At 72.5% G+C, this 25,238-nt stretch carries 26 protein-coding genes; 7 read left to right on the top strand and 19 right to left on the bottom strand.

Going from position 1 to position 25,238, the window contains the following annotated elements; translation table 11 throughout:
- Window positions 1-2: 2 nt before the first annotated feature.
- The 4 genes from NE235_RS23225 to NE235_RS23240 all read right to left on the bottom strand — a co-directional run bounded on the left by NE235_RS23225 (window position 3) and on the right by NE235_RS23240 (window position 5,920).
- Window positions 3-1,295, bottom strand: coding sequence for a vWA domain-containing protein (locus NE235_RS23225; protein ID WP_252806422.1), 1,293 nt, complete (start codon window positions 1,293-1,295; stop codon window positions 3-5).
- Window positions 1,288-2,274 carry a PP2C family protein-serine/threonine phosphatase gene (locus NE235_RS23230; protein ID WP_252806424.1) on the bottom strand — a complete coding sequence of 329 codons (987 nt, stop codon included), beginning with the start codon at window positions 2,272-2,274 and terminating at the stop codon, window positions 1,288-1,290. Before NE235_RS23230 ends, NE235_RS23225 begins: the two co-directional genes overlap by 8 nt.
- Before the next feature lie 2 nt (window positions 2,275-2,276).
- A complete protein-coding gene (locus tag NE235_RS23235) occupies window positions 2,277-4,250 on the bottom strand; it encodes a serine/threonine-protein kinase (protein WP_425542431.1) in 1,974 nt (657 codons plus the stop codon).
- Between the two features lie 512 nt (window positions 4,251-4,762).
- The gene (locus tag NE235_RS23240; RefSeq protein WP_252806426.1) at window positions 4,763-5,920 is read right to left on the bottom strand and encodes a coiled-coil domain-containing protein; all 1,158 of its coding nucleotides are present in this window, start codon (window positions 5,918-5,920) and stop codon (window positions 4,763-4,765) included.
- Window positions 5,921-6,167: 247 nt separating this feature from the next.
- Here NE235_RS23240 and NE235_RS23245 point away from each other — a divergent pair, with 247 nt between their 5' ends.
- Complete coding sequence (locus tag NE235_RS23245; protein WP_252806428.1) at window positions 6,168-6,419, top strand: sigma factor; 252 nt, start codon at window positions 6,168-6,170, stop codon at window positions 6,417-6,419.
- Window positions 6,413-6,622 (top strand): DoxX family protein, encoded by a 210-nt coding sequence (locus NE235_RS23250; RefSeq protein WP_252806430.1) that lies wholly within the window; start codon window positions 6,413-6,415, stop codon window positions 6,620-6,622. Before NE235_RS23245 ends, NE235_RS23250 begins: the two co-directional genes overlap by 7 nt.
- A gap of 29 nt (window positions 6,623-6,651) precedes the next feature.
- Here the strand turns inward: NE235_RS23250 and pqqB are convergent, their stop codons facing one another.
- On the bottom strand, window positions 6,652-7,521 hold the full coding sequence (gene pqqB / locus NE235_RS23255; RefSeq protein ID WP_252806432.1) for a pyrroloquinoline quinone biosynthesis protein PqqB: 870 nt from the start codon (window positions 7,519-7,521) through the stop codon (window positions 6,652-6,654).
- 5 nt (window positions 7,522-7,526) lie between these two features.
- A complete protein-coding gene (gene pqqA, locus NE235_RS23260) occupies window positions 7,527-7,649 on the bottom strand; it encodes a pyrroloquinoline quinone precursor peptide PqqA (RefSeq protein WP_252806433.1) in 123 nt (40 codons plus the stop codon).
- A 161-nt stretch (window positions 7,650-7,810) separates the two neighbouring features.
- On the opposite strand from pqqA, the gene NE235_RS23265 reads away from it, so the two are divergent.
- Complete coding sequence (locus NE235_RS23265; RefSeq protein WP_252806435.1) at window positions 7,811-8,389, top strand: sigma-70 family RNA polymerase sigma factor; 579 nt, start codon at window positions 7,811-7,813, stop codon at window positions 8,387-8,389.
- Window positions 8,386-9,183 (top strand): anti-sigma factor family protein, encoded by a 798-nt coding sequence (locus NE235_RS23270; protein WP_252806437.1) that lies wholly within the window; start codon window positions 8,386-8,388, stop codon window positions 9,181-9,183. Before NE235_RS23265 ends, NE235_RS23270 begins: the two co-directional genes overlap by 4 nt.
- A 108-nt stretch (window positions 9,184-9,291) precedes the next feature.
- Here NE235_RS23270 and NE235_RS23275 read toward each other — a convergent pair whose 3' ends face one another.
- From NE235_RS23275 to NE235_RS23305, 7 genes are all read right to left on the bottom strand, one after another.
- Window positions 9,292-9,891 carry a GTP-binding protein gene (locus tag NE235_RS23275; RefSeq protein WP_252806439.1) on the bottom strand — a complete coding sequence of 200 codons (600 nt, stop codon included), beginning with the start codon at window positions 9,889-9,891 and terminating at the stop codon, window positions 9,292-9,294.
- Complete coding sequence (locus NE235_RS23280) at window positions 9,872-10,321, bottom strand: DUF742 domain-containing protein (RefSeq protein WP_252806440.1); 450 nt, start codon at window positions 10,319-10,321, stop codon at window positions 9,872-9,874. The genes NE235_RS23275 and NE235_RS23280 overlap by 20 nt, the downstream gene beginning before the upstream one ends.
- A gap of 2 nt (window positions 10,322-10,323) precedes the next feature.
- Window positions 10,324-10,737, bottom strand: a complete 414-nt coding sequence (locus tag NE235_RS23285; RefSeq protein ID WP_252806442.1) for a roadblock/LC7 domain-containing protein — start codon at window positions 10,735-10,737, stop codon at window positions 10,324-10,326.
- Between the two features lie 11 nt (window positions 10,738-10,748).
- On the bottom strand, window positions 10,749-13,247 hold the full coding sequence (locus NE235_RS23290; protein WP_252806444.1) for a sensor histidine kinase: 2,499 nt from the start codon (window positions 13,245-13,247) through the stop codon (window positions 10,749-10,751).
- A gap of 232 nt (window positions 13,248-13,479) precedes the next feature.
- Window positions 13,480-15,108, bottom strand: a complete 1,629-nt coding sequence (locus tag NE235_RS23295; protein ID WP_252806446.1) for a prenyltransferase/squalene oxidase repeat-containing protein — start codon at window positions 15,106-15,108, stop codon at window positions 13,480-13,482.
- Window positions 15,105-15,998, bottom strand: coding sequence for a terpene synthase family protein (locus NE235_RS23300; protein WP_252806448.1), 894 nt, complete (start codon window positions 15,996-15,998; stop codon window positions 15,105-15,107). Before NE235_RS23300 ends, NE235_RS23295 begins: the two co-directional genes overlap by 4 nt.
- 9 nt (window positions 15,999-16,007) lie before the next feature.
- Window positions 16,008-17,363: a cytochrome P450 gene (locus tag NE235_RS23305; protein WP_252806450.1), complete on the bottom strand. Its 1,356-nt coding sequence runs from the start codon at window positions 17,361-17,363 to the stop codon at window positions 16,008-16,010.
- A gap of 674 nt (window positions 17,364-18,037) precedes the next feature.
- On the opposite strand from NE235_RS23305, the gene NE235_RS23310 reads away from it, so the two are divergent.
- Window positions 18,038-19,105: a polyprenyl synthetase family protein gene (locus NE235_RS23310; protein WP_252806452.1), complete on the top strand. Its 1,068-nt coding sequence runs from the start codon at window positions 18,038-18,040 to the stop codon at window positions 19,103-19,105.
- An 80-nt stretch (window positions 19,106-19,185) separates the two neighbouring features.
- Here the strand turns inward: NE235_RS23310 and NE235_RS23315 are convergent, their stop codons facing one another.
- Window positions 19,186-19,929 carry a class I SAM-dependent methyltransferase gene (locus NE235_RS23315; protein WP_252806454.1) on the bottom strand — a complete coding sequence of 248 codons (744 nt, stop codon included), beginning with the start codon at window positions 19,927-19,929 and terminating at the stop codon, window positions 19,186-19,188.
- Window positions 19,930-20,064: 135 nt separating this feature from the next.
- Here NE235_RS23315 and NE235_RS23320 point away from each other — a divergent pair, with 135 nt between their 5' ends.
- Window positions 20,065-20,274, top strand: a complete 210-nt coding sequence (locus tag NE235_RS23320; RefSeq protein ID WP_252806456.1) for a hypothetical protein — start codon at window positions 20,065-20,067, stop codon at window positions 20,272-20,274.
- 9 nt (window positions 20,275-20,283) lie between these two features.
- Here the strand turns inward: NE235_RS23320 and NE235_RS23325 are convergent, their stop codons facing one another.
- The 3 genes from NE235_RS23325 to NE235_RS23335 all read right to left on the bottom strand — a co-directional run bounded on the left by NE235_RS23325 (window position 20,284) and on the right by NE235_RS23335 (window position 22,272).
- Window positions 20,284-20,496, bottom strand: a complete 213-nt coding sequence (locus NE235_RS23325; RefSeq protein WP_252806458.1) for a hypothetical protein — start codon at window positions 20,494-20,496, stop codon at window positions 20,284-20,286.
- A gap of 13 nt (window positions 20,497-20,509) precedes the next feature.
- Entirely contained in the window at window positions 20,510-21,856 is a 1,347-nt protein-coding gene (locus tag NE235_RS23330; protein ID WP_252806459.1) for an alpha/beta hydrolase family protein, read from the bottom strand.
- 185 nt (window positions 21,857-22,041) lie between these two features.
- Window positions 22,042-22,272 (bottom strand): hypothetical protein, encoded by a 231-nt coding sequence (locus NE235_RS23335; RefSeq protein ID WP_252806461.1) that lies wholly within the window; start codon window positions 22,270-22,272, stop codon window positions 22,042-22,044.
- A 260-nt stretch (window positions 22,273-22,532) separates the two neighbouring features.
- On the opposite strand from NE235_RS23335, the gene NE235_RS23340 reads away from it, so the two are divergent.
- Complete coding sequence (locus NE235_RS23340; RefSeq protein ID WP_252806463.1) at window positions 22,533-23,687, top strand: glycerate kinase; 1,155 nt, start codon at window positions 22,533-22,535, stop codon at window positions 23,685-23,687.
- Window positions 23,688-23,791: 104 nt separating this feature from the next.
- On the opposite strand, the gene NE235_RS23345 is transcribed toward NE235_RS23340, so the two are convergent.
- Both NE235_RS23345 and NE235_RS23350 read right to left on the bottom strand, forming a co-directional pair.
- Window positions 23,792-24,586, bottom strand: coding sequence for an SAM-dependent methyltransferase (locus tag NE235_RS23345; protein WP_252806465.1), 795 nt, complete (start codon window positions 24,584-24,586; stop codon window positions 23,792-23,794).
- 152 nt (window positions 24,587-24,738) lie between these two features.
- Entirely contained in the window at window positions 24,739-25,185 is a 447-nt protein-coding gene (locus NE235_RS23350; RefSeq protein ID WP_252806467.1) for a nuclear transport factor 2 family protein, read from the bottom strand.
- Window positions 25,186-25,238 lie beyond the last annotated feature (53 nt).

Genomic DNA, 25,238 nt, shown 5'->3' on the forward strand with positions numbered 1-25,238 from the left:
GCTCAGCCCTCGCCCCGCCGCGTGCGCACGGTCTTGGTGGAACGGGTGTCGAGGGACATCTCGTCGGCCTTGTCGACGTCCTTCCTGAGGCGTACCCGGCCGGTCGCCGGGTCGTCGACGTCGACGACCTTGCCGAGGAGCGAGGCGATCGCCTCGTTGCCCGACTGGTGGGCCAGCGCGACGGCCCGCCCCAGCCGCGCCGTCGCGGTGTCCAGGTCGCCGTCCTTGCGGGCCTGCAGGCCGACCTGGATGTTCTCGGCGAGCTCGGCCTGGCCGGTGTAGTGGGCGACCTTCGGGTTGATCCGGGTCGACTGCGCCTCGTCGTCGGTCCACTCGGCCAGCACGTTGCCGCTGGCCACCACCTGGTCGCCGAGCATCAGCTTGACCCACGCCGCCCGCATCTCCCGGCCCACCTCGCCGGCCGGCACCTCGACGCAGATGTGGTAGTCGCGGCTCTCGCTGCCCCACGCGCCGAGCGGGTAGTCGCCGGACCGCTCGTCGACGTCGGCCCGCCGCCCGGTGAGGTCCTCCACGCTCGGCAGCACCTGCTTGACGAACCGCAGCTTGGCGTACTGCGGCGTCCACACCCGCAGCGCCACGTCCGCGACGGCCTTGCCCATCGCGGCCTCGGTCATCGCGCGGAAATCGGCCTCCAGGGCCTCCGGGCTCGCCACCATGTCCAGGCTGCCGAGCAGCGCGGAGGCGACCTTCCGCAGCTCGGCGACCTCCCAGTCGGTGCCGACGCCGCGGCAGTCGCAGACGAAACGGCCGACCGCCTGGGCCACCGCCGCGTCGAGCTGCTCCGGCGACTCGTGCTGGTTCTTCCCGTCGGTGAGCAGGATCGCGTGCCGGATGCCGTCCGGGTGCCGGGCGAACAGCCGCCCGGCGAGGGTCAGCCACGCGCCCATCGCGGTGCCGCCCGTCGCCGTGAGCCGGCTCAGGGCGGCCTTGGCCTCCGCGCGGGTGTGCGCGTCGGCGGGGATGAGCTCCTCGGCGCGCGGGTACACCATCGTGGCGCGGCTCGACCCGGACACGATGGCGAAGTTCACCCCGTCGCGCAGCGTGTCCACCGCCGCCTGCGCCGCCTTGATCGCCGAGGTCATCTTGTTCCGCGGGTAGTCCATCGACCCGGAGGTATCGATGATGATGACCTCGGCCGCGGACGTCCCCGTGCCCGTGGCGGCGACCGGCGCCCCGGCCGACTCCACCGTGACGATCGCGTGGACCTCATGGCCGCCCTGCGGCAGGAACTTGTTCTGGTCGATCCGGATGCTGAAGTCCGGCTGTTCACTCATGTTGCGCGTGCTCCTGTGTCGTCAAGGGGATCACCACGACGGTGATGTTGTCGCGACCTCCGGCGTCCAGCGCGAGGCGTACGAGATGGCGGGCCGCGGTGAGCGGGTCCGCGTCCGGCAGGACGGCGGCCAGGTCCGCCGCCTCCGGGTAGTAGTTCCACAGCCCGTCGCTGCACAGCAGCAGCGTGCCGGGCCCCTCCGGGACGAACGTCGTGACGTGCGGCTCGACCTCGCCCGCGTCCGCGCCGAGCCAGGCGACGATGGCGTGGGCGTTCGGGTGGACCCGCGCCTCCGCCTCGGTCAGCGCGCCGTGCGCCACCATCTCGGCGGCCCAGGAGTCGTCGGTGGTGAGCCGCCGCCGCGCCTCCCGGCCGAGCCAGTACGCGCGGCTGTCCCCGACCCAGCCCAGGGTGACGCCGGCCGGCCCGGCGTACGCCGAGACGTAGGTGCAGGCGGGCGCGTCGTGCGGTGACCCGGCGAGCGCCGTGACCGCCTCGATGGCGCCCGCCAGCGCGGCGCGCGTGGCCTTCTCGGGGTCGTCGCCCGCACCGAGGCGCTCGGTGAGCACCGCCAGGCCCGCGTCGGCGGCGGTCTGGGAGGCGACCTGCGGCAGGGGAGAGCTCGACACACCGTCGCAGACGACCGCCGCGACGCCCCCGCCGACCGCCGCCAGCGCCATCGCGTCCTCGTTGCGGCTGTGCCGCAGGCCCCGGTCGGTCACCCCGGCGGCGCCGCCCGCCTCCGTCTCGACGTGGTCCCGGTCACCGGGCCGCAACAGGCCGCACCGCTCGCAGTACCCGTCCTCGCTGAACGCCGTCGAACCGCACTCCGCGCAGGCCCCGGCGGCGGGCGCCGCCTCCGGGGACGGGCCGTGCCCGGCGGCGGGGACCTCGGTCAGGGACCGGCCGCACGCCTCGCAGAACGCCTCACCGGCGAACACCTCGCTGCCGCACCACGGGCAGCTCTCCTGGACGCTCATGCTCAGATCACCGTCATCGGGCGTACGGCGTTGGCCTGGTCGATCAGCCGGTGCCGCTCGGCACGGGTGGTGGCCAGCCGGGCGAGGGACCGGTAGGTCTCCTCCAGCTTGCGGCGCAGACCCGACTCGGTCAGGGGCGTGCCGAGCACCGACCCGGTGCCGTCGCCGGCGCGGCGCACGCGTTCGAGCGCCGCCTCCAGCACGCCGAGGGCGAGCAGCCCGTGGCGGCCGGGGTCGAGGCCGAGGGCGGACAGCCGGGCGCCGGCGCCGACGAGGTCGGCCTCGGTGATCTCGGCGGGGTCCCGGTCGCGTACGGCCGTGTTCACCGCGGAGATCTGCGCCGCGATGTGGTGACTGGAGATCCTCGGCACCGAGTCCAGCGCCTGCAGCGCGCCCGCGCGGTCGCCCACGGCGAGCCGCGACCGGGCCAGCCCGTAGCACGCCGTGACGAACGCCCGGTCGGTGCGCCATACGGCCTCGTGCAGGCCCGCCGCGCCGGCGGGGTCGCCGAGCAGCTCACGGCAGTACGCCAGGCCCAGCTTCGGCGCCGCCTCGCCCGGCATCAGCGTGTACAGCTCGTCGAACAGGCCGGCCGCCTCCGTGACGTTCCCGGCCGCCAGCACCGCGACCGCGCGGTACCAGCCGACCCGCCAGTCCTCCTGCGGCAGGGCGTCGAGCACCGCCTGCGCACCCGCCGTGTCGCCCAGCTCGACGCGCACCCGGGCCAGCGTCAGGTCGACCTCGGGCGTCCGCGTGGGGGCGCTCGTCAGGGCGTCGGCGAGTCGCTCGGGCTCGAGCGCGGTCAGCCCGGCGAGGAATCCGGCGGCCGGGTCGGCCGCGTCCACCAGCGGCGCCGGAAGCGTCGCGGCGGCGTCCGCCGGCAGCAGGAGGTCGAACACGTCCCCCGCCGTGAACCGCTCCGGCCCGAACCGCGTCGAGGCGGCCGGGCGGGCCTTGCCGTCCCCGGCGGACAACACCTCGCGCAGCACGCCGGTGAGCTGGTCCGCCATGTCGGAGGCGTCCTGGAACCGGAAGTCCGGGTCGGGGTGGGTGGCGCGGCGCAGCAGCCGGTCGTAGGACTCGTGCCGCGCGAGGACGGGCACCTCCTCGCGCGGCGGCAGGCTCGCCGCCCACTTACCGGTGTAGCCCTTGAACGGGAAGCTGAGCACCGCCAGTGTCCGGCCCACCGTGTACAGGTCGGAGCTCACCGACGGGCCGACGTCGGCGATCTCGGGCGCCTGGTAGCCGACCGTGCCGTAGATCGCGCCGTCCACGTCGTCCACGCGGCGGACGCCGCCGAGGTCGATCAGCTTGAGCTGCTCCTCGGACTGGATGGCGTTGTCCGGTTTGAAATCGCAGTACAGCACGCCGAGACCGTGCAGGTAGTCGAAGGCGCGCAGCACCTCGATGCCGTACGCGATCACCTGGGGGAGCGGCAGCGCGGCGTCCGGGCCCTCCTGCGCGCGGCGGTCCTTGAGGATGTCCTTGAGCGGCCGGCCGCCGACGTACTCCATGACGATGTACCCGGAGCCGCCGTGCTGCACGAAGTTGTAGATCTTGACGATGTTGGGGTGCTCGACCTCCGCGAGGAACGCGCGTTCGGCCGTCGCGGCGGCCAGCGCGTCGGCGTCGCCGGTGTCGAGCAGGCCCTTGAGCACGACCCACCGGTCGCTGACGTTCCGGTCGCGGGCGAGGTAGATCCAGCCCAGGCCGCCGTGCGCGAGACAGCCGAGGACCTCGTACTGCCCGCCGACCAGGTCGCCCGCCTTCAGCTTCGGCGTGAAGGAGAACCCGGTGCCGCACTTGGGGCAGAACCCCTCCGCGCGGCCCGGCCGGTCGCCGCGCGACCGTCCCACCGGCTCGCCGCAGTTGCTGCAGAAGCGCTTGTTCTCCGCGACGACGGGGTCGGACATGATCGCCGAGGCGGGGTCGCGGTACGGCACGCGCGGCACCTCGACCAGGCCCGCCCCGAGCATTCCGCGCCGGCGGGAGGAGGACCGTGACGAGCCGGTGCGGACGCTGCGGCTCGACGTGCTGCCCGTGATCCCGGTCGGCCCGGTGACGCCGGTCCCGCGGCCGGTGGACCCGGTGACGCCCGTCCCGCGGCCGGCGGTGCCGGCCGACGCGGATCGCGCCGCCGCGGACCCGCCCGCCGTCTGGGCCGGCGTCGCCCCGGCGGCCGGAGCCAGCCCGCAGACGTCGCAGTACCCGTCCACGATCGTGCCGCCGCATCCCGGCCGCGCGCAGCGGTCGTCGGGCGCCGCGGCGGGAGGCGGCACGGCCGCCGCCCGCGACGCGGCCGGGGCGGCCGCCGGGGCCGGCGCGGCGGCGGCCATGCCGCAGACGTCGCAGTAGCCGTCCTGAATCGTCCCGGAGCAGCCGGGCTGGGCGCACCGGTCGTTCCCCGGCGCGGCGGCGGTGGGTGCCATACCGCATACGACGCAGTAGCCGTCCTCGACGGTTCCGGCGCAGCCGGGCTGAGTGCAGTTCACTTTCTGTCTCCGATCGCGCGCTGGTACTCGGCCAGCGCCGCCGTGGATGCCCGCAGGTCGCAGGGGGAGGTCCAGAGCAGGTCGTGGGCCCGCTGGTAGAGCGCCGTCAGCTCGGGGTCCTCCAGGCCGCCGAGCCGCCCGGCCTTCGCCCGGTACGCGTCGAGCCGGCCGCGCAGTTCGTCCCGCCGTTCGAGGAGCCCGGCGATCGTCGCCACGGTCGTCCGCGTCTGGTCGAGGGCGCTCGCGGCGGCCTCCTCCAGCTGCGCGACCCGGCCCGCGATCTCGGTCCACCGGCCGCGTACGGCGCCCAGCGCGGCCAGCCGGTCGGCCAGGGCCGCCGACGAGTCCGGCAGGTCCGGCAGCATCGGTGCGGCGATCTTCGCGAGGACCCGGTCGCGTACGACCGCCGCCTCGTCCTCGGCCGCGCGGATCAGGCCGATCGTCTCCTCGACGCGCCGCAGCCGCCCGTCGTACTCGGCCCGGACGCGGGCGGCCTCCTCCAGCCGGGAGCGCAGCGCGGCGAGGGCGGCGTCGACGCCGTCGAAGGCGGCCGGGCCGATCGACAGCGGATCCGTCCGGACGGTCTCGCGGAGGCCGTCGAGCTCGCCCTTCACGCGGTCGTAGTCCGGGTCGGGGCCGAGCGTGTCCAGCATCCCCTCCACGGCCCGCGCCGTCTCGGCCGCCCGGTCCAGCCGGGTCAGCAGCGCCGACCAGGCGGTGTCCACCTCGGCGATGTCCCGCGCCGCCTCCTCGTACAGCGCGGTCATCCGGGTCACCACGTCGTCCAGGGAGAGGCGTTCGGCGGACGGGCCGAGCAGCGTCCGCTTCTCGAGGGGGATCGGGGTGGCCAGCTCGATCGACGGACCGCGCAGCAGGTGTTCCAGCTCGGCGAGTTCGCCCTGGTCCAGCCGGCCGCGCCGGGCCCGGATCTCCTCGGCCCGGCCGAGCACGCCGCCGTACGCCTCGAACAGCCGCCAGAGCGACGCCATCCGGTCGCCGATCCCGGCCCAGCGGCCCGCGGTGACCCCGGTCAGCGGCGCGCCCTTGAGGAGCTTGTAGCCCTGCTGCGCCTCGAGATCGAGCAGCCCGGTGGTGATGCGGTCCCGCTCGTCGCGCAGGCGGCCGAGGACGCGGTCGACCTCATCCCGGTTCACCGGCCCCCGCCCCATTTCCAGCCCGCATACGTCGACCCCCCGGAAAGGACGCCATGCGGACGAGTTTGTGCTGTTATCGCCTTTTGTCGGCTGCCTAGTTTTCCCCAAAGCCGGGACCGTCACAACCGGTCCCGCGCCACCACCGGCCGCGGTCGCGCGGGCCCGCCGCACCCGAGGCGATGTCACACTCCCGCGCCGGTGTCGCTCTCAGGTGGTGACCCGAGACGCACGGCAGGAGGAATCCACGATGTCCCATGGCCCACCCGATCCCACCCCGGTCACGCGGGTCTTCGTCGAGCACCGCGAGCTGCTGTTCTCCGTCGTCTACACGATGCTCGGCAGCGTCGCCGACACCGATGACGTCCTGCAGGAGACCTGGCTGGCGTGGGACGCCCGCTGCCGCGCGTCCGGCGGTGAGCCGATCGCGAACCCGCGCGCCTACCTCGTCCGGATCGCGGTCAACCGGGCGCTGGCCCGGCAGGCCCGATCGGCATGCTGAAGGTCGCGGGCGCCGCGGGCCTCCTGCTGGGCCTCGCCGGCGTCCCCCTCGTCGGAACCGCCGCCGCGATCGGGCTGATCCTCTACTTCGTCTGCGCCCTCTACACCCACATCCGCGCGCACGACTACTCGGTCCAGTTCGGCCTGGCCGGCGGCTTCCTGGCGCTGGCGGTCACCGCTCTGGCCCTGGACCTCGCGACCTGACGAACGCGTGACCGAGGCCGCGGGGACGCTCACAGCTCGATCACCGTCCTGTCGGGGGCGACCTCGATACCCAGGGCCGCCAGTGAGGCGTGCGCCGGTGCGGTCGGGTCGACCAGCGGGTTGGTGTTGTTCAGGTGGGTGTACAGGCGGCGCCGGGCCCGCAGCCGCGACAGCGGGCCGGCGGTCCACGTGATCGGCAGATGCCCCATCTGGGTCGCGGTCCGCTCCGAGATCCCCATGCGGCGGGGCTCGTCGTCGTCCCAGAAGGTCCCGTCGACGATCACGCAGTCCGCCGACCCGAGGGCCTCGTCGAGGGCGGGCGACCAGTCGGCCACGCAGGGCGCGTAGACCGCGGTCCGGTCGCCGTCGGCGAGGACGAGGGCCACTGACCAGGCGCCGTCGGCGGAGGCGTCGGCGGCGTAGCGCGGCCGTTTGCCCGACACGCGCACGGCCCGCACCGTGACGTTGCCGCCGAGCCGTACCGGGCGGTCCTCGGGGAGATCGTGCCAGGACAGGCGGGTGTACGGGGTCAGGACGTCGTTCAGGCGGAGCCGGTCGCACAGCGCGCCGGTGACCGCGGGCGTCGCGATGACATCGACGGAATCGGCCTCGCGCAGCCGCGCGAGGCCGAGGGTGTGGTCCAGTTCGGCGTCGGTCAGGATCACCCCCGCGATCGGGGTGGCCCGGGAACCGGGGACCGGCGTGCCGCAGAACTCGACCTGGTCGGCGATGTCCGGCGTGGCGTTGATGACGAACCATCGGTCGCCGGCGCGGACCGCCGCCGAAGCGTGCCGGCGCCGCCGCTCCGGGTGGGAGCGGGCACCGGCGCACCCCGGGCACGCGCAGTTCCACTGGGGCAGGCCACCGCCGGCGGCCGTGCCGAGGATCTGCAGCAGCAACGGTGTTACCGGGTGGAGAGGAAGTACGCGGTCGCCTCCATCGACGTCTCGACGATCTCGTAGTCCGGCTTCCTCCATGTGGTCTGCTCGCCACCCCTGCGCTTCCCCTTGCCGTGGATGTCTGCCATCGTCACCATCCCTTTCGCTCGCTCGGCGCCCCCGGCGGAGATCGTTACCTGCCCTTGTAGGCCCGGTAATCCGACAAGTCAAGACATTCCCGATCGCGTTGTGGCCGAGCACGCCCGGGTCTATCGTTGATCGTTCCCGACCGTCCGGAGAACCCCCCACCATGGCCTTTCCCGGAACGCGCGGCAGGACGAACGCACGGACCTGGTCGCGGGCGCTGCGCCCGGTGACCGATGCCGACGAAGAGGAGATCATCGCTCGGCTGTACGAGGAGTACCGCGAGCCGCTGCTCGGGTTCGTGATCCGGCTGACCGGCGGTGACCGGCAGTGGGCGGAGGACATCGTGCAGGAGACGATGATCCGCGCCTGGCGCAGCCTCGACCAGCTGGACACGGAGGCGGACAGCCTGATGCCTTGGCTGGCGACGGTCGCCCGCCGTATCGTCATCGACGAGAGGCGCCGCCGGGGAGCACGGCCCCAAGAGGCGGGCGAGGGCCCTCTGGAGAGGCTCCAGACCCCGGACGGGATGGAGGATCTGCTGCGCGGCGTGGTCGTATCCGAGGCGTTGAAGGCACTCAGCCCCGCGCACCGCGAGGTGCTCACCGAGACGGTGCTGCGTGATCGTACGGTCAATGAGGCGGCGGAGGCGCTGGGCATCCCCGTCGGCACGGTCAAGTCCCGCGTCTACTACGCGCTGCGGGCGCTGCGTGTCGTGCTCGAGGAGAGGGGGGTGACGCCGTGAGCGAGGATGGGCCCGTTCAGCACACCGATGTCGGAGCGTACGCCCTCGGGCTGCTCGAGGAGGACGACCGGCGGGCCTTCGAAGTCCACCTGGCAGACTGCCCCGCGTGCTCGGCCGAGATGGCCGACCTGTCCGGCCTGCGGGACCTGCTGGTCGGCGCCCGGCCGGCAGCCGGCATGACCGGTTCCGGAACGACCGCGCCCGGCACGGCCGCCGGGTGCGGCTCGGCCGGGGCGGTCGACGGTGAGGGCGGCGGCGAGGGCGGCGGCGAGGGTACGGCCGACCTCGCGAGCCTGCTCCGCCGGCGCAGAGTGGCGGCGCGACGCCGGCGCCGGGGCACGGTGATCCTGGGCGCGGCGGCCGGGCTGGCGCTGCTGGCGGGCGGGGCCACCCTCGGCGCCGCCCTGTCCGGGCACGGCGACGGAAGGGTCATGGCGCACGGCCACGCGAACATGCCCGCGGACCTCCTCGGCTGGGGCGAGACGCACCGGGCGGTGAATCCGCGTACGGGGGCGAGCGGGATCGTGGCGATGGAGCCCAAGGCCTGGGGCACGCACGTCGCCCTCGACCTCGGCGGCATCAGGGGTCCGCTGACGTGCCGGCTCGTCGCGGTCACCCGGTCCGGGCAGCGGCACGTTGTGACGGAGTGGGCCGTGCCGCCCAGGGGCTACGGCGTCGCGGACTCGCCCGACCACCTGCAGGTCCACGGCGGGACCGCCGTCCAGCGCCGGGACCTGGAGAGGTTCGACGTGGAGGTGGAGGGCGGCGGCGTCCTCCTCAGCGTCCCCGTGTGACCGCGCGCCGCGCACCGGACCGGACCGGACCGGACCGGGGCGGACCGGTGCGGGGCGTTTCACGCCGAGGCGGGCCCGCGCCACCGCCCCGATGCCGACGGCGCGGGCCTATACCTCGACGGGACGCTTCTCCCGCCGCGTCTTCCTGGCGTGCTGGACGAGCGTCACCAGGACGTTCTTGCAGGACTCCTTGTCCCGTGCGTCGCACAGCACGATCGGCACGTGCTCGCCGAGGTTGAGTGCCATCTCCACCTCGTCCAGCTCGAACCGCCGGGATCCTTCGAAGCAGTTCACCGCGACGATGAACGGCGTGCCGCGCCGTTCGAAGTAGTCGACCGCGGGGAAGCAGTCGGCCAGCCGCCGGGTGTCGGCGAGGACGACCGCGCCGAGCGCCCCGAGCGTGATCTCGTCCCACATGAACCAGAATCTCTCCTGGCCGGGAGTGCCGAAGAGGTAGAGCACGAACTCGTCCTTGAGCGTGATACGCCCGAAGTCCATGGCCACCGTGGTGGTCGACTTGGCCTCCACGCCCTCGACGTCGTCGACGCCCACGCTCTTGTCGGTGAGGAGCTCCTCCGTCCGGAGGGGCTTGGTCTCGGAGACGGTTCCGACCAGGGTCGTCTTCCCCACCCCGAAGCCGCCGGCGACCACTATCTTGGTCGCCTTCGGGAGCCTCCGGCCCCGTCGGTCAAAGCGCCTTGAGTCCATCGATCACCGCCAGGTACAGGTCGTCGTCGTCCGCCAGTTCGTCCTCCGTCTGCGGGTCCTCGACCGTGATGAGGCCCTTGGAGAGCAGGTCGCCGAGCAGGACGCGGACGGTGACGGTCGGAAGGTTCAGTTGTCCGGCGATCTCGGCCACCGACATCGGCTCCTCGCAGAGCCGGACGACGGCCTGATGCTCGGGGTCCATGCCGAGTTCCGGGGCCGCGGGCAGCCCCGTCGCCACGACCATCGTGATCAGGTCGAACGTGCCGCGGACCGGTTCCGTACGGCCACGGGTCATGACGTACGGGCGGACGAGCGGACCGGCCTGCTCGTCGAGCCACCGTTCGTGTGACTCGTCCCCGTCCACGATCGCTCCCTCCGGCTCGGCGTCGGGCAGACCCTTCGACGCCTCCTCCTGCTCCGGATCGCTCATGGTCACGGCACCGAGTCCGCGGTGCGGGAGGCGGCCGTCAGGTGATGGCCGAGTCCGGTGACGAGCATCTCCATCTCGTAGGCGATCAGGCCGATGTCGGCCTGCTCACTGCTGAGGACGGCGAGACAGGCGCCCTGGCCGGCGACGGTCACGAGGAGGTACGCCGATCGCATCTCCACGATGGTCTGCAGCACGGGGCCGCCGTCGAAGCGCTCTCCCACCCCCTTGGCCAGGGACTGAATGCCTGCCGCGACCGCGGACAGGTGCTCGGCGTCATCCTGGTCGAAGTCCTTCGACGCGGCCATCAGCAGGCCGTCGGCGGACAGGACGATCGCGTGCCTGGCCTCCTTGACACGCCCCACGAGGTCGTCGAGCAACCAGGCCAGCTCGGCGGGAGGTTCTGTCTTCTGCGCCACTACCAGTCCTTCTACGCTTCTTCGTCTACGGTCGGGTCGGTCTCGAGGCCGGTTTCCCCGGGGGACCTGGCCGCCTCGGCTCTGCCGCGCCGGGTGCCGGCCTGCAGGCCGCTGATGGACCTGCGGACGTTGTCGGGCGACCGGCCGCCGCCGACGGTCCTGTCCCTGTCTTCCTCCGGTGCGACGGCGGGCCGCTTGCCCGTCCGCAGGGGAGCGGCGATGCTCGCCTGGGGCACGCGGATCGGCAGTCCCGACGGTGTGGTCGACGCCTCGGCGGCGTGCGTCGCCTCCTCGTTCTCCTCTCCCGCCACCGTCTCGGGGCTGTTCCGCGGTGGCGGCGTGAGCGCCGTCACGGGCGCCACCGCGCGTCCCGGCGACCTGTCGGCCGGCCGGCGGATCGGGCTCTTACGGCGTCTTCTCGGGAATCCCTCGGGAGTGCGTTCCCGGGGTTCGTCTCCGGACGTGGCACTGGACTCGTCATCGGCATCGGGAAATTCGTCAGGGGATCGGGACGAGGAGACGACGGCCGCCACGGCGGTGGCGGTGGTCGTGGGCGCGGCGGCGATCGCGACGGGCCGGCTCTCGGCGAGCGTCCTGGTGCTCTTTCTCGGCGCGGCGTCCTCGGGCGAGGTCTCGCTGATCAGCTCCCGGGGGATCAGGACGACCGCGGTCGTCCCGCCGTAGGACGAATGCTTCAGTGAGACCCCGACGTCGTAGCGCTCGGCCAGCCGGCCGACGACGTAGAGCCCGAGGTGGACCGAGCTGGACAGGTTGAACTCGGGAGGGTCGCTGATCCGCTCGTTGAGGGACGCGAGCAGCTCGTCGGTCATGCCGAGGCCGTGGTCCTCGATCTCGATGACGTATCCCTTGGCGACCTTGCGGCCGCTGACCTCGACCTGGGTGTAGGGCGGGGAGAACGAAAGGGCGTTCTCGATCAGCTCGGCGAGCAGGTGGACGATGTCGCCGACGGACCGGCCGGCCAGTGAGACGTCGCCGATGGTCGAGGCGACGGTCACCCGGGTGTAGTCCTCGACCTCGGCCACGGCGGACCGTACGACGTCGATCATGGGGACCGGACGCCGCCAGCCACGGGCCGGTGTGGAGCCGGACAGGACGATGAGGTTCTCCGCGTTGCGCCGCATCCGGGTCGCGAGGTGATCGACGCGGAAGATCTCCTCCAGGTCTTTCGGGTCGTCGTTCCGGCGCTCGATATCGTCGAGGAGGGTGAGCTGCCGGTGGACGAGGGTCTGGGACCGGCGGGCGAGGCTGAGCAGGATGTCGCGGAACCCGCGCCGCAGCTCGGCCTGTTCGACCGCGGTACGGATCGCGGTCTCTTGTACCGAGTTGAACGCGTGGCCGACCTGGCCGATCTCGTCGTTACCGAAGGCCAGGGGTGGGGCCTCCGCGGCGACGTCCACGTTCTCGCCGTGGCCGAGCCGTTCCACGACGCTGGGAAGACGCCGGTCGGCCAGTTCGAGCGCGGCGTTGCGCAGCTTCTCCAGCTGCCGGAGGAGGGCACGGGTCGTGGTGATGGACACGACGACGGACGCGATGACCGCGATGAGGCCGAGGCCGCCCGCCAGGACGAGCCGTACGATGACGCCGATGGCGACAGGGGCGGCGCGGTCCACCAGCTCGTCGCCGGCGTCCAGCGTCAGTTTCTCCAGCTGGGTCATGATCGGCTGCACGGTCGTCTGCCACTGCGCGGCGGAGACGGGCGGGCGCGCGCCTGTCCGTCCCTTCTCCACCAGACGGTCCTCCATCTGGCGGAATCGCACGAATTCGGCGCCCTTGGTCAGTCGGTCGTACCGGGCGCGGTCGGCCGCCGGCAGTTCCGCCGCGGCCTGCTCGTGGAGCAGCCGCTGTGCGCCGACCAGCTCGGCGAACTGCGCGTGCTCGGTGCCGGTGAAATGGCCCGCCGCGAGGGATCCGGCGAGGAGCGCGTCCTCCCGGGCGAGGACTTCCTTCGCCCACGTCATCGAGACCAGCGTGCGGCTGTCGGCGGCGACTCGCTGGTCGCTGAGGCCGCCCGCCGCGCGGTAGATCCGGAAGGTGGCGTCGATGATGTCGTCGAACGCCGCGGTCGCCCGGTCGCGCTTCACCAGCCGTGTGTCGATGGCCTGCCGGCCCGTCCGGAGGTCATCGAGCCTGGTGAAGGACTCCTTGATCCGCGCCTTGAGCTCGGCGCTGGCGAAGCGGGAGACGTCCCCGCCGGCGGCCAGGGACCGGAATCGCCCGACGGCGGCGTCGGTTCGGGGCCGCTGGGCGTCTAGTGCCTGCCGCTCTGAAGCCCTGGGACGCCCGAGGTACACCATGGACAGCCGACGCTCCTGCTGGAGCGCGGTGACCAAGGTCACGCCGGGCCGGCTGACCTTCTGGTCGATGGTGTTGACGCCCAGGAGGTTCAGACCGTCCCGGAGCGTGACCCAGGCGGCGAAGGCCCAGAGCGCGGCGAGCGACACGAGAAGTGCGGTGATCTTCGTGCGAAGACGCGAGTTACGAAAGCGCATCCACCAGTTCCAAACCAGATCCTCAGGGATCCGCAGCCCGTCACGAAGGTATGGACGGTGCCGCCACCCGATGTCGAAACGCCTCAGGGCGCCATCGCGCCGATCAACGCTCGTCGCACTTTAGCAATGAACAACTCACAGGCTGCAATTATGGAGACTGTTCAACGTTTGACCGTTTAAGTGGAGTTTGTCCACTGATGTCGGAACTATTTGCCGTGAGACGGGGATGCCGTCATCTGCCGATTGGCGCGTCATCCCCGGCCCGCACCATCACTCCAGACTCGAGCCGTGCCAGCCGCACCGCGGCCAGGACGGCCGCCCGCACGATCGCCGCCGGCCGGTAGAGGTCCTTGTCGTGCCAGAGGGCCGGACCGTCCTCTCCCGAACTCGCGGACCGGGCCAGGTAGGCGTATCCGCGCGCCCCCGCGGCCTGGCAGGCACCGTCGCCCGGTCCGACCAGGAGCAGGACCTGCATCGCGTAGGCGGTCTCCTCCGGAGTGCCCTCCCATCGGCCCCACGAACCGTCCGCGCGCTGGGTCGTGAGCAGCCACCGCACGGCGCGCCGGACCGCCGGCCGCCCACGGCCGCCGCCGAACCGGCCGAGGGCGAGCGCGCAGCACGCGGTGGCGTAGTACGGCGAGGCGTGCCACCGGTCGTGCCAGCTCCCGTCGTCCCGCTGATGGTCGAGCAGCAGTGCCGCGAGCCCGGGGACGACCTCCGTGATCCGCGGCGGAGAGTCCGGGTGCCGGACGAGGTACTGCCCGAACGCCTCCAGGACGTGGGCGTTGGTGCTGACGGAGAAGCCGTCCTCACCTTGCCACGTGCAGAAATGCTCTTCCCTCCGGTACGGCTCCAGACCGTCCAGGCGGAACGGAAGGCCGAGCAGGCCGAGCGCGTACAACGCTCCCGCCGTCGTGTCCGCGTCGGCCGGCAGTCCTTCTCCGGCGGGCGTTCCGGCAGGGTTCAGGGCCTGCCGCAGGCTCGAGAGGACGGTGGGCGGCACGGTAACGTCGATTCCGGCCCGGACGAGGGTGGAGATCACCCAGGCACGCTCGAACACCGTGATCGGCAGCCCGCAGGGCACCGGACCGCCGTACTGCTCGACCACCGTCTCCAGGAACCGCCGGGCGGGGTCCTCGGGATCGGGCGCCTTCTCGCCGAGCCAGGCCGCGGTCGCGGCCGGCGAGGCGCCGACGATTCCCGTCGGGCCCGGGCGCGCCGCCGGGACGCCGCGCGCGTCCCCGCCCACCGCCTCCAGGGCGTGGAGGAGCTTCTCCGGCGGTGCGGTTCCCGCGCCGAGCATCGCGCGCACGGCGGCGAGTCGTCCGGCGCCGTCCAGCCCGCGCGGCGTGCGCGGGCGACCGCCGCCCGCGACGCCCGGGACGGGAGCCGCAAGGGACCGGTCGATGGACTCGACGAGTGCGGCCGCGATGAGGTCGGCTGCGGGCATGTCCGGAATCGCCCGATCGTCCAGTTCGTCGGCCAGCAGGGACAGCGCCGCCAGCCCTCGGTCGGCGGCCCGGGCCAGGTCCGTACGGGCGTGGCCGCCGCCGGACCGGCGGAGTTCGGCCAGCAACGCGTCGGTCGCGCTCAGCGTGGGGACGACGGCGTAGCCGTCCGGCCCGCCCCAGCCCCCGTCCGGCCGTTGCGCCGCCACGAGGAAGTCGAGCCGCCGGGCATGACCGGCGAGCCAGGGCGCCAGGGCCACGAGCCGTCCCGTCTCGTACACCGACGGGGAGACCTGGCCCCAGGGCGTCGTCGCCAGCCCGGCCATCAGGTCGGCGGCCGCCGCCGTGACGTCCGGCTCCGCCGGGCCGATCCGCTCGACCGCGCGTGCGGTCGGGTCCCCGCCGACCGTCACAGGGTCCCCCAGTAGTCGGTGAGCTCCTGGAATCCCTCGCAGAAGTCGACCTGGCGTTCCATGTAGGCGGCCAGGCGCGGGTGAGCGGCGCGCAGCGGTTCGAGGAGCGTCCGGAACCGCGTGCCGATCACGGCGAGGTGTTCGCGTACATCTCTCTCCGTGACCCCGAGCATGAGCGCGTTCAGGTCGCCCCAGGACAGGTCCCGTTCGTACGTGCCCAGATCGTTGATCAGGCGCATGGTTCGCTGGGCCTCCCGGCTCGCCGCCAGGATGGCGGGGACGTCCTCGGCCGGGGGCGGTTCGGCGGTGGCCGCCCAGTGCGAGACGAAGGCGAACGAGAAGCCGAGGTTGTCGGTGTTGTTCAGGTAGTCCGCGAACGCGGGCGCGGGGCCGTCCCCGCGGGCCGCGTTCCAGTCCCACTCCACCGCCATCGCGGTGAGGAAGCGGTGTAGCTCCTCGCGCCAGACGTCCCGCAGCGCGGGGAACGCGGCAGACGACGCCAGGTCGTCGCGGATGCCGGCGAGAGCACGTGCCAGGTCGTCACCGTCCGGGGCCGGCGCGCCGTCGGCGACCGCCAGGCACCGCGCCACCACGTCCCGTACCTCGGCCCGTGAGGTCGCGACATAGTCGATGAGCCAGTCGGCGCCGAAGCTCCAGACCGCGACGCGGTTCGTCATCCGCAGTTCGGCCGCGTCCAGCCACGGCGCGCTGAACGCCGTACAGAGGCAGACGGTGTTGAACAGAGTGGCGTCGAACGGCTTGGCGCCGAACAGGCCCTCGTAGCGCGCGGCCCACTCGCGTGCCTCACGCTGGGCGCGGCCGGCCACGGCGCAGACCCGCCCGATCGCGACGGCGGGCAGGGTCGTGCCACTGGTGTCGGGAAGGGACATGGGCGTTCCTCAGGCGTTCGAGGCGACGCGGTCGCGAGGACGCAGCAGGAACCGGATCCGCTCACTCGGCTTCAGCGTCAGGCCGAGCCGGGGCTCCATCGACGGTGAGCCGTGGATAACCGGTTCGAACCGGCTCAGCAGCGCCGCAATGATGAGCTGTGCCTCGATGGTGAAGAAGAAGCTGCCGACACACTGGTGCGGTCCGCCGCCGAAGGTGAGGAACGCGAACCGGTGCCGTGACCGTCCGGGCGCGAACCGCTCGGGGTCGAAGACCCGCGGATCGGGCCATACGTCGTCCAGCCGGTGTGTGAGGTAGGGACTGATGACGACGATCGATCCCTTCCGGATGCGGACGCCGTCGATGACATCGTCCGCGACGACGGTTCGGGGGATGATCCACCCCGGGCTGTAGAGCCGCAGCACCTCTTGGGCGACCATCTTGGCGTACGACAGTTCGGGCAGGTGGGCGCGCGTCGGATGGTCCGTCCCGACCACCCGGTCGACCTCCGCGTAGAGCTTGGCGGCGATGTCCGGCCGGGAGTGGAGCACCATCCATAGGAAGGTCAGGATGCTCACCGAGGTCTCCGTCGCGGCAACGAAGATGGCGACGACCCCGTCGCGGATGTTCTGCTCGTCGAGGCCCTGACCGTTCTCGTCGCGCGCCCGGATGAGCCGGGAGACGATGTCACCGCCGTCCGCCCCCCGCCGCCGGGAGTCGCGGACGATCGGGAAGATGAGGTCGTCGACCGCCTGGACGGCGCGCTGGAAGGCCCGGTCGCCAGGGAGCGGCACCCAGAACGGCATGAAGGGCAGCAGCATCCGCGAGCGGAACGAGGACGTCGTCGCGGCCGCCAGCACCCGGCCGAGCTCGTCGGCCTGGTCGAGGGTTATCTTGTCGCCGACGATGACGCGCGTGATCGCTCGATAGACCAGCCGGGTCATCTCGTCGGCGGCGTCGACCGGGCGGCCGACCGCTCGCCCCGCGAGCTCGTCGACGGCCTCGACGATGGCCCTGGCCACGTCGTCGGTGAAGGACGCGATGTTCGGACCGGAGAACAGGGCCTGGAAGGCTCCTTTTTTGAGCGGCCAGGCGGGGTCCGCGCCCGAGGGCTCGCCGACCAGCCGGCTCAGTGGCTTCCACAGCAGACCCTCGCGACGGTAGTTGTCGGCGTGGTCGCGGAGGACGTGCTGGACGTGGTCGGGACGGGTCACGAGGTACGGGCGGAACGGTCCGACGACGCCCAGGCGCACGATGTCGCCGCCGGAGATCCTGCCGACCTCGTCGGTCGCCTGAACGGGATCGCGCAGCAGTGCGGGGAGAAAACGGAACGAGGAAATGGTCTTCGGGTCCCGTGGTCCGGGCATGCCAACGTCGGTCGACGTCACGGTCGTCCCAATCTGGAAAGTCGGTGGCGGCGTCCGCGAACGGCGGACCGGCGCCGGGGATTTTCTTCCTCGTGATCGACGGAAGGAGTGTGGCGGACGAGTTTCGTCTGGTCAGATGGCGGTCAACCCGGGTGAGGAGATGAGAACCGGGCCGCCTGTGCGGCCGATAACTCGTTTAGCACGCCAATCCTTTCCCCTTTGTGGTCGGCGATCCGAAATGTCACATGAGTCGTACATCTAATGCTACTTACGGAAAGGTAAGGTTACGCTTCCCCCCTGTCCGGCCGGCGGCCTGGCGAGGAGGCGGACATCGACCGGGGTGCCCGGTCTCCGTGGCGCTCGGAGCACCTGGGGGGACCGGCCGGCTCCGCGAAACAGGACCTGGCGGCGTCGCGGAACCGGTGCGGCGCAGCCCCCTTTGAGCGGCGCGAACGCGTCTCCGAGAGGAGTGGGTCGCCAGGTGCGGCCGGAGGCGGGATGGCGGCGCCGGCGGGAGCGCGCGGGGCGCCGCAGGACCGCCGTGCGACACTGCCCGCGCTCGCCGCAGCGCGGAGTGTGATCTTCTTCTCAATGGAACCGGGGTTTGGAACGGGCCATATGTCGGGAATGCGTCGTTCGGCGCTCTTCCACCTGGCCGCGGAACGGACACCCGTATGCCCCTCGATGTCTCCCCGTACGCGGGAACCGGCGATGCCGCGACCGCGATCCTGTCCCGTTGGAACTCATTGACCGCTCCGGCGCTGCGGGCGGCGGTGGAGACGTTGCATCCCTGGCCGGCCCGGATGGCGGCGTACGCCTTCGGCTGGGCCGACCGCGACGGACGGCCCTCGGGCCGGGGCATGGCGGCCGGCGGCAAGGGACTCCGGCCCGCCCTCGTGCTGCTGTGCGCCGGGGCGGCCGGGGCGCCCGCCGAGTCGGCGCTGGCGGGTGCGGTCGCGGTCGAGCTCGTGCACGCCTTTTCTCTCGTGCACGACGACATCATGGACGGCGACGAACGCCGTCGGCACCGCGCGTCGGTGTGGCACGCCTTCGGTGTCGGCCCGGCCGTCCTGACCGGTGACGCGCTCCTCGCCCTGGCGATGGCGACGCTGGCCCGGGTGCCCCGACCCGGCGCGGCGGTCGCCATGGAGCGGTTGTCGGCCACGCTCATCGAGCTGGTGCACGGTCAGGCCGAGGACCTCGCGTTCGAGGATCGGCCCTGGGCCGGGCGGGACGCGGTCACGGTCGAGGAGTACGTCGCGATGGCGGAGGCCAAGACGGGTGCGCTGCTCGGTTGCGCCGCGGCCTTGGGGTGCCTGCTCGGTGGAGGCTCGCCGGAGAGGGCCGACAGGATCGCGGTCATGGGGCGGCAACTCGGTCTGGCCTTCCAGATGACCGACGACCTTCTCGGCATCTGGGGTGATCCCTCCGTCACCGGCAAGCTGGCGTCGAGTGACCTGCGGCGCGGCAAGAAGACCCTGCCGGTCCTCGCCGCTCTAGAGGCCGGTACGCCGGCCGCGCGGCGGCTGGGCGAGCTCCTCACGGCGCCGCTCACCGCTGAGGGGGATCTCGAACTGGTCCGCGACCTGATCGAGGACGCCGGGGGACGGCAGCGGACCCGGGAGCGGGCCACCGCATGCCTGCGCCGGGCGCTGGACGTCCTCGACGCCGAAGGCGCGAGCGGCCCGGCCGCCGAGGACCTCGCGGTGCTCTCCCGCTTCCTCGTCGAGCGGGCCTCCTGACGGCCACCCCCATGATCTACAACGTAAAGGTGGCGATCTCGGTCGGACGACCGGACGTCACCGCAGGCCACCGTCGGAGATCAGTCACCGGCGCGCCGGGCGGAGAACTCGAGGCGGACGTAGTCGACCACCGGCTCGGGCAGTTCGGCCGCGACCGCGCGCACGAAGTCCCGGTGCTCGGCGGCCGGCAGCCGGTCGAGCTGCGCCCCGAGGACCACGGTGGCCAGGTAGCTCTCGAACTGCTCGCCGGTCTCGAGCCGGGCGGGGTCCGGCACCAGGGCGACTTCGACCGCGGTGAAGCCGGCCGCTTCCAGGCGCCGCCGCGTCTCCTCCGCGCCGGCGAAGTGCCACGGCTCGGGCTCCTCCCCGGTGACCTTCGCCAGGGCGGCGCGCACCCGCGCGATGTTGCCCTGTCCGCCGCAGTCGGCGACGAACGGCGCTCCCGGCCGCAGCGCCCGCGCGATGTTCGCGAACAGTGCGTGGTGGTCGTGGATCCAGTGGAAGGTCGCCACGCTGAACGCAGCGTCGGCGTCCGTGACCGGCAACGGTCCGGTGAGGTCGGCCTGGATCGCGTCGACCCGGTCGAGGCGATCCGCGAGCTTGGCGCGAAGCCGATCGAGCATCCGGGCGGAGCCGTCCACCGCGATGACGCGCCCCTGTGGCAGCCGGTCGAGCAGCTCCGCGGTGTCGCGCCCGGTGCCACAGCCGGCCTCCAGCACCGTCTCGGCGCCGGAGAGCGGCAGCCGCTCGAGAGTGCGCCGGCCCCAGCGCAGATGCGGTAGCGGCAGGGCGTCGTACGTGGTGGCGTCCCATTCTCTGATCACGGTGATCACCTCTCCTCGTTGGTCACCCTAGCGGCCATCTCACATTACAAGAAGAATCGTCTCGCATATTGAACTCCGGGGAGTTCAAGGCTTGCCTGCACTTGGAGTAACGAGTTGACTACGAAACGTGCATTATTGGTATTCCTCGCGCTCCCGGGCTCGGCGCGCATGAACGACGACCTCGCCCGCGCGCTGCAGGAGTTCCGCAAGGTCCTGGCGTTGCCTACCGTCGGGCGGGCCAACCGTGGCGTGGACCTGGCGGAGCTGCGGCGGCTGATCGAGACCTACCCCGACGAGGCGCGAGCGATCCTGTGGGAGGTCGCCGGGGACTCGCCGGCCCGGTGACCCCGGCGGTCAGGACCCGGCGGGCCCGCGGAACTCCACGCGCCGGCGGCGTACGGGCGGGTCCTCGTCGTCGAAGAGATCCTCGATCCGTACGGCGGGCAGGGGGAACGACTCGATCTCGGCGCGGGTCAGCGGCCAGGGCATCCGGCCCGGGTCGTCGCCCGCGGCGATCGACTCGGCCGCCAGCCGCCGCGCGTACGCCCGCTGCTCCTCAACGTTCATCTCGGTGACCTCGTCAGGACCCGGTGCAGGCGGGGAATAGTCCGCGCGTGCCGGAGGGATAGGCGGTCGCGTCGGTGAACCGGCAGCCGAAACCGGGGCGCGCGACCTTCGCCGGGTCGGTCACCGGGTCGCCGGCCGGGCGGGGGCCGCCGTGCACCCAGCGGGCCAGGTCGTCCCAGGCCTGCCCGGCCTCGGCCGCCGAGAACTCACAGTGCTGCGCGGTACGGATGGCGCGCTGCACGACCAGGCCGGACCGGTGGGCGCGGGCGGCCTCCGACCCGTAGATCTCCTCCATCGAGAACGGCACGAACATGTCGCCCAGTCCGTGCAGGGTCACGACCTTGGCGGTGGGCAGCCCGAAGATCCGGGGGATCTGGGACAGCCGCGCGGAGTGCCGGTCGGCCGGGTCGGCGGGACGGACCCGCTGCACGGTGGCGTTCACGTCGACCGGAGTGTTCGGCGTGTACGGCGTGGCGGCGTTGCCAGCGAGCCGCGCGGGGTCCTGCGCCAGGCTCGTACCGGCCGCCGGAGCGCCCAGGCTGAACAGGAAGTCCTTCCAGAGGGGGAAGGCGGCCTCGGCACCGGGCCGGGGGCCGCCGGAACGGTTGATCGTGATGGCCCGCAGCTGCTTGCCGAGGTCGTTGGCGGTGTCCGGGCCGCCCGGCTTCAGCCCGCCGAGCCCGAGCGCCTGCTCGATCCGGGGCACGGCGTCGGTCAGGTAGTCGGCCGGTGGGGGATAGGCGCGCACGCCGGCCAGGTCCTGGGCCACCAGGTTGTAGTCCAGGAAGAAGTCGAACAGCCGGTTGTCGCCGAGTACCCCGCACATCGGCAGCGCGCCGGAGTAGAGGCCCGGGTACTGCTCGATCGACCGGCCGATCACGTGGCCGCCCATGGACACGCCCGCGAGGTAGGTGCGGCGCGGGCGGCGCTGCAGCCGGGTGAACAGGCCGGCGAGGTCACGGGTCTCCACCACTCCGGATCGCACGTCGTAGTCGTTGTCGGCGTATGAAGACGCGGCCCAGGCGTACCCCTCGCCGATCAGCTTCTGCCGCAGTCCGAAGGCGGGCGGATCGACGGTCAGCGTCGTCGACGCGCCACGGTAACCGTGCGCCCACATCACCAGCTCGCCGTTCCAGTTCGGCGGGACCTCGATGTCGTACGCGGCGTGGTGGAACACGCCCTGGCGCACGGTCGTGGTCCGGCCGCCCACCGTCAGCGGCGGCAGCGCCGGGTTGCTGATCGTGTACGGCGGCAGGGGCCGGTCGTCGGGGACCGTCGCCGCGCCCGCGGGCGGCGCGGTGCCGAGCGACACGGCGACGGCGGCGACGGAGATGAGGGAGGCGAGCCGGCGGAGGCGCAAGGACGATCTCCTTGAAGGAAGCCGTCGTGACCCGGGGTCACCGGGTCACCGGGAACGGCCGGCGCGCCGTTGTCGGCGGTCGTTCACCGGTCGATCTTCCGCACCCTAGAGCCGCGGCCGGGGCCACGGCAAGATCATCGTTCCCTCTCGCGCGCTTCGCGGCCTCGGGCGCCTCGTACCGGGGGTCAGCGCATGCCGCTCATCATCATGACGATGAGGATGGCGACGTGGGTGACGATGACGAACCCGATGATGAACATGAATACGAACTTGGCCGGGCCGTGCTCGAAGACCTTGCCCTCTTTGAGGGGCTTGCGCCCGGCCTGGCGCTTGGCGAGACGCTCCGCGAACTTCTCCTCATAGGACTTCTTACGCGCAGGGGGCTGGTCGCCGGTGGTGAGCTGGTCGCCCGTCATCAATGGAACCCCAATCGTCTGCTGCCCAAGAGGTTAACAACCACAGGTAGTGGAGGATTCCGTCACGTGCCCCGTCCGCCCTGCTCAGACGCCGGGGGACCGCACGGACGCGGCCGGGAGCCGGGCGGCCGGGTGGCGGCGGCCGGGTCATGGGCCGGGCCGCCGCCCGGGCGGACCGTCGATCGGTGCGGAAGCACCCGGACGAGACTGGATAATCGGCGGCACAAGATCGTGATTCCGGTTCGGTGAGAAGGGAATCCATGAGCAGCCACGTCGTCATCGCACCCGACAAGTTCAAGGGGTCGCTGACCGCTCCCGAGGTGGCCGCGCACGTCGCAGCCGGGCTGCGTCGCGTCCATCCGGAGATTCTGCTGATGACCATGCCGGTCGCGGACGGCGGTGACGGGACGGTGGACGCCGCGGTCGCCGCCGGATTCGGCCGGCGCCGGGTGGTCGTCAGCGGGCCGACCGGTGAGCCCGTCACGGCGTCGTACGCGGTCCGTGGTGAGACCGCGGTCGTCGAACTGGCCGAGGCGTCCGGGTTGCGCGTGCTCCCCGGTGGTGTGCCTGCGCCGCTGACGGCCTCCAGCCACGGCACCGGCGAGTTGATCGCCGCGGCGGTGGCGGACGGCGCGCGTCAGATCGTCCTCGGCCTGGGCGGCAGCGCCTGCACCGACGGCGGCGCGGGCATGGCCGCCGCGCTGGGCGCCCGTCTCCTCGACTCCCAGGGCCGGGACCTCCCGCCGGGTGGAGCCGCGCTGCGGGACCTCGACGCCGTCGACACCTCCGCGCTGACCGATCGGCTGAGCGGGGTCACGGTCGTGGTGGCGGGCGACGTCGACAGCCCGTTGCTCGGGCCGGACGGCGCTGCCCGCGTGTACGCGCCGCAGAAGGGGGCGGGCCCGGACCAGGTCGAGATCCTCGAGGCGGGACTGGCCCGCCTCGACGCGGTCGTCCGCCGCGACCTCGGCCTGGTGATGGCCGGCCTCCCCGGGGCCGGCGCGGCCGGTGGGGTGGGGTTCGGCGCGCTGACGTTCTTGTCCGCCCGGATGGAGCCGGGCATCGCCTACCTGCTCGACCTGCTGGGATTCGCCGCGCGGCTCGATGGCGCGCGGCTCGTGGTGACGGGGGAGGGCTCCCTGGACGCTCAGAGCCTGCGCGGCAAGGCGCCGGTGGGCGTGGCGCAGGCGGCCCGGCGGGCGGGGGTGCCGGTCGTCGCCGTGTCCGGGCGGCGGGCACTGAGCGAGGAGCAACTCCGCGGCGCGGGGTTCGCCGGCGCCTACGCGCTCACCGACCTCGAACCCGACCCGGTGCGCTGCATGGAGGACGCGGGCCCCCTCCTCGAACGGCTCGCCGAGGAGATCGCCCGGTCCGTACTGGACGAGCCGTTGAGCAGCAGGGAACCGGCCCCCTGAGCGCGCCCGCCCGGCCGGCCGCGGAGAGGCACTCGGCCGCGCCGCGGGGAACGCCCAGCCGACCGGGACCGCAGGTGAGCGCGCTCAGCACAGGTCACGATGCTTCAGCCCGCCGCGGGTGACGTCGTGAGCCGGCCGACGCCGGCCAGCAGCCGGCCTTTGGTCTCCGGGCCGTCGGCCCGCCACTTGGCGACGTGTACGAGACCGGGGTCGACGAGGTCGAAGCCGGTGAACAGGCGCTCGATCTCCGCCCGGGAACGGATCACGGCGGGGGCGCTGGCCTTGGCGTAGGCGTTCTCTATGCGTTCGCGCTGCTCCGGGGTGAGCCCTTCGGACGTGCCGGTGGACAGGGCCAGGAAGCTGCCGGGCGCCATGACCTCCTTCAACGTCGTGATCACCTCTTCGCCCTCCGGGACGAAGTGGAGGACGGCGACGGCGAGCAGGGCGACCGGCCGGTCGAAGTCGATCAGCCGCTTGAGGGCCGGGTCGCCCAGGACCTCGTGGGGGCGGCGGATGTCGGCCTGCACGGTGGCGACGCGGTCGTCGGTGACGCGGAAGGCCTGGTTGTGCGCGAAGACGATCGGGTCGTTGTCGACGTAGACGACGCGGGCGGCCGGGCGGATCTCACGGGCGACCTCGTGCACGTTCGGCGAGGTCGGGATACCCGTGCCGAGGTCGAGGAACTGGTCGATCCCCTGCTCGGCGAGGTGGCGCACGGCGCGGACGAGGAAGGCACGGTTGGCGCGGACGAGCTCCCGCTGCTCGGGGTGGGCGGCGATGACCTTCTCGGCCGCCTCCCGGTCGGCGGCGAAGTTGTCCTTGCCGCCCAGCCAGTAGTCGTACATGCGAGCGGGGGACGGTGTGTGGACGTCGATGACGTCGGGCATCCGTTCCTCCATGATCGCCAAGCCTAGAGGGTGACCCGACAAGCTGTAATGATCACGGTAAATCATGGCCACCTTAGGCCACCTCAAGAATCCTCAAGACCGTGTGTGGCGCCGGCCTCTAGGCGATCAGCCCGTCGCGGGCCGCGCGGCGACCTCGCGCGGGGTCATGAGGCATCCCCGGACAGGGCCGCGGTGAGGGCCGGGAGGCCGCCGGTGGCGCGGGCGATGGTGAGGTGGTCGTGGTAGTCGCGCGTCTCGACGATCAGGCCGTCGCGGACGCGCAGCACCTGGACGTTGGCCGCGGTCAGGACCTCGTCGGCGGCGGGGATGTCGTAGTCGAACTCCGCGATGACCACCTCGGGGTCCGCCGTCTCGTGGACGACGACGTTGCGGACGCCGAACCGCAGGCCCATCCGGGCCGCGCCGGCGAATCGCGCCCGGATCGCCTCCCTGCCCTCCAGGCGGCGGGGCGCGTCCTGTCCCGAGGGGGCGAACGGCTGGTGGGCCACGGCGTCCTCGGCGTACAGGTCGGCGAGGTCGTTCCAGCGTCCCTCCGCGATGCCGCGGCTGAGGCGCTCGAACACGGCGCGCGGACCGGTGGATTCGGGCATGCGAGACTCCTGACGAGATCGTCGAACGATTCGGAGTGATCACTCCGAATCGG

It is taken from the genome of Actinoallomurus spadix (assembly GCF_024055725.1).
GTDB classification, from domain to species: domain Bacteria; phylum Actinomycetota; class Actinomycetes; order Streptosporangiales; family Streptosporangiaceae; genus Actinoallomurus; species Actinoallomurus spadix.

What these genes read in the sequence shown, in the direction of transcription:
- NE235_RS23225 (WP_252806422.1), bottom strand. Translation starts at nt 1,295, where the DNA reads ATGAGTGAACAGCCGGACTTCAGCATCCGGATCGACCAGAACAAGTTC.
- NE235_RS23230 (WP_252806424.1), bottom strand. Translation starts at nt 2,274, where the DNA reads ATGAGCGTCCAGGAGAGCTGCCCGTGGTGCGGCAGCGAGGTGTTCGCC.
- NE235_RS23235 (WP_425542431.1), bottom strand. Translation starts at nt 4,250, where the DNA reads ATGCTCGGGGCGGGCCTGGTCGAGGTGCCGCGCGTGCCGTACCGCGAC.
- NE235_RS23245 (WP_252806428.1), top strand. Translation starts at nt 6,168, where the DNA reads ATGTCCCATGGCCCACCCGATCCCACCCCGGTCACGCGGGTCTTCGTC.
- NE235_RS23250 (WP_252806430.1), top strand. Translation starts at nt 6,413, where the DNA reads ATGCTGAAGGTCGCGGGCGCCGCGGGCCTCCTGCTGGGCCTCGCCGGC.
- pqqA (WP_252806433.1), bottom strand. Translation starts at nt 7,649, where the DNA reads ATGGCAGACATCCACGGCAAGGGGAAGCGCAGGGGTGGCGAGCAGACC.
- NE235_RS23265 (WP_252806435.1), top strand. Translation starts at nt 7,811, where the DNA reads ATGGCCTTTCCCGGAACGCGCGGCAGGACGAACGCACGGACCTGGTCG.
- NE235_RS23275 (WP_252806439.1), bottom strand. Translation starts at nt 9,891, where the DNA reads ATGGACTCAAGGCGCTTTGACCGACGGGGCCGGAGGCTCCCGAAGGCG.
- NE235_RS23280 (WP_252806440.1), bottom strand. Translation starts at nt 10,321, where the DNA reads ATGAGCGATCCGGAGCAGGAGGAGGCGTCGAAGGGTCTGCCCGACGCC.
- NE235_RS23290 (WP_252806444.1), bottom strand. Translation starts at nt 13,247, where the DNA reads ATGCGCTTTCGTAACTCGCGTCTTCGCACGAAGATCACCGCACTTCTC.
- NE235_RS23300 (WP_252806448.1), bottom strand. Translation starts at nt 15,998, where the DNA reads ATGTCCCTTCCCGACACCAGTGGCACGACCCTGCCCGCCGTCGCGATC.
- NE235_RS23305 (WP_252806450.1), bottom strand. Translation starts at nt 17,363, where the DNA reads ATGCCCGGACCACGGGACCCGAAGACCATTTCCTCGTTCCGTTTTCTC.
- NE235_RS23310 (WP_252806452.1), top strand. Translation starts at nt 18,038, where the DNA reads ATGCCCCTCGATGTCTCCCCGTACGCGGGAACCGGCGATGCCGCGACC.
- NE235_RS23325 (WP_252806458.1), bottom strand. Translation starts at nt 20,496, where the DNA reads ATGAACGTTGAGGAGCAGCGGGCGTACGCGCGGCGGCTGGCGGCCGAG.
- NE235_RS23335 (WP_252806461.1), bottom strand. Translation starts at nt 22,272, where the DNA reads ATGACGGGCGACCAGCTCACCACCGGCGACCAGCCCCCTGCGCGTAAG.
- NE235_RS23340 (WP_252806463.1), top strand. Translation starts at nt 22,533, where the DNA reads ATGAGCAGCCACGTCGTCATCGCACCCGACAAGTTCAAGGGGTCGCTG.
- NE235_RS23345 (WP_252806465.1), bottom strand. Translation starts at nt 24,586, where the DNA reads ATGGAGGAACGGATGCCCGACGTCATCGACGTCCACACACCGTCCCCC.
- NE235_RS23350 (WP_252806467.1), bottom strand. Translation starts at nt 25,185, where the DNA reads ATGCCCGAATCCACCGGTCCGCGCGCCGTGTTCGAGCGCCTCAGCCGC.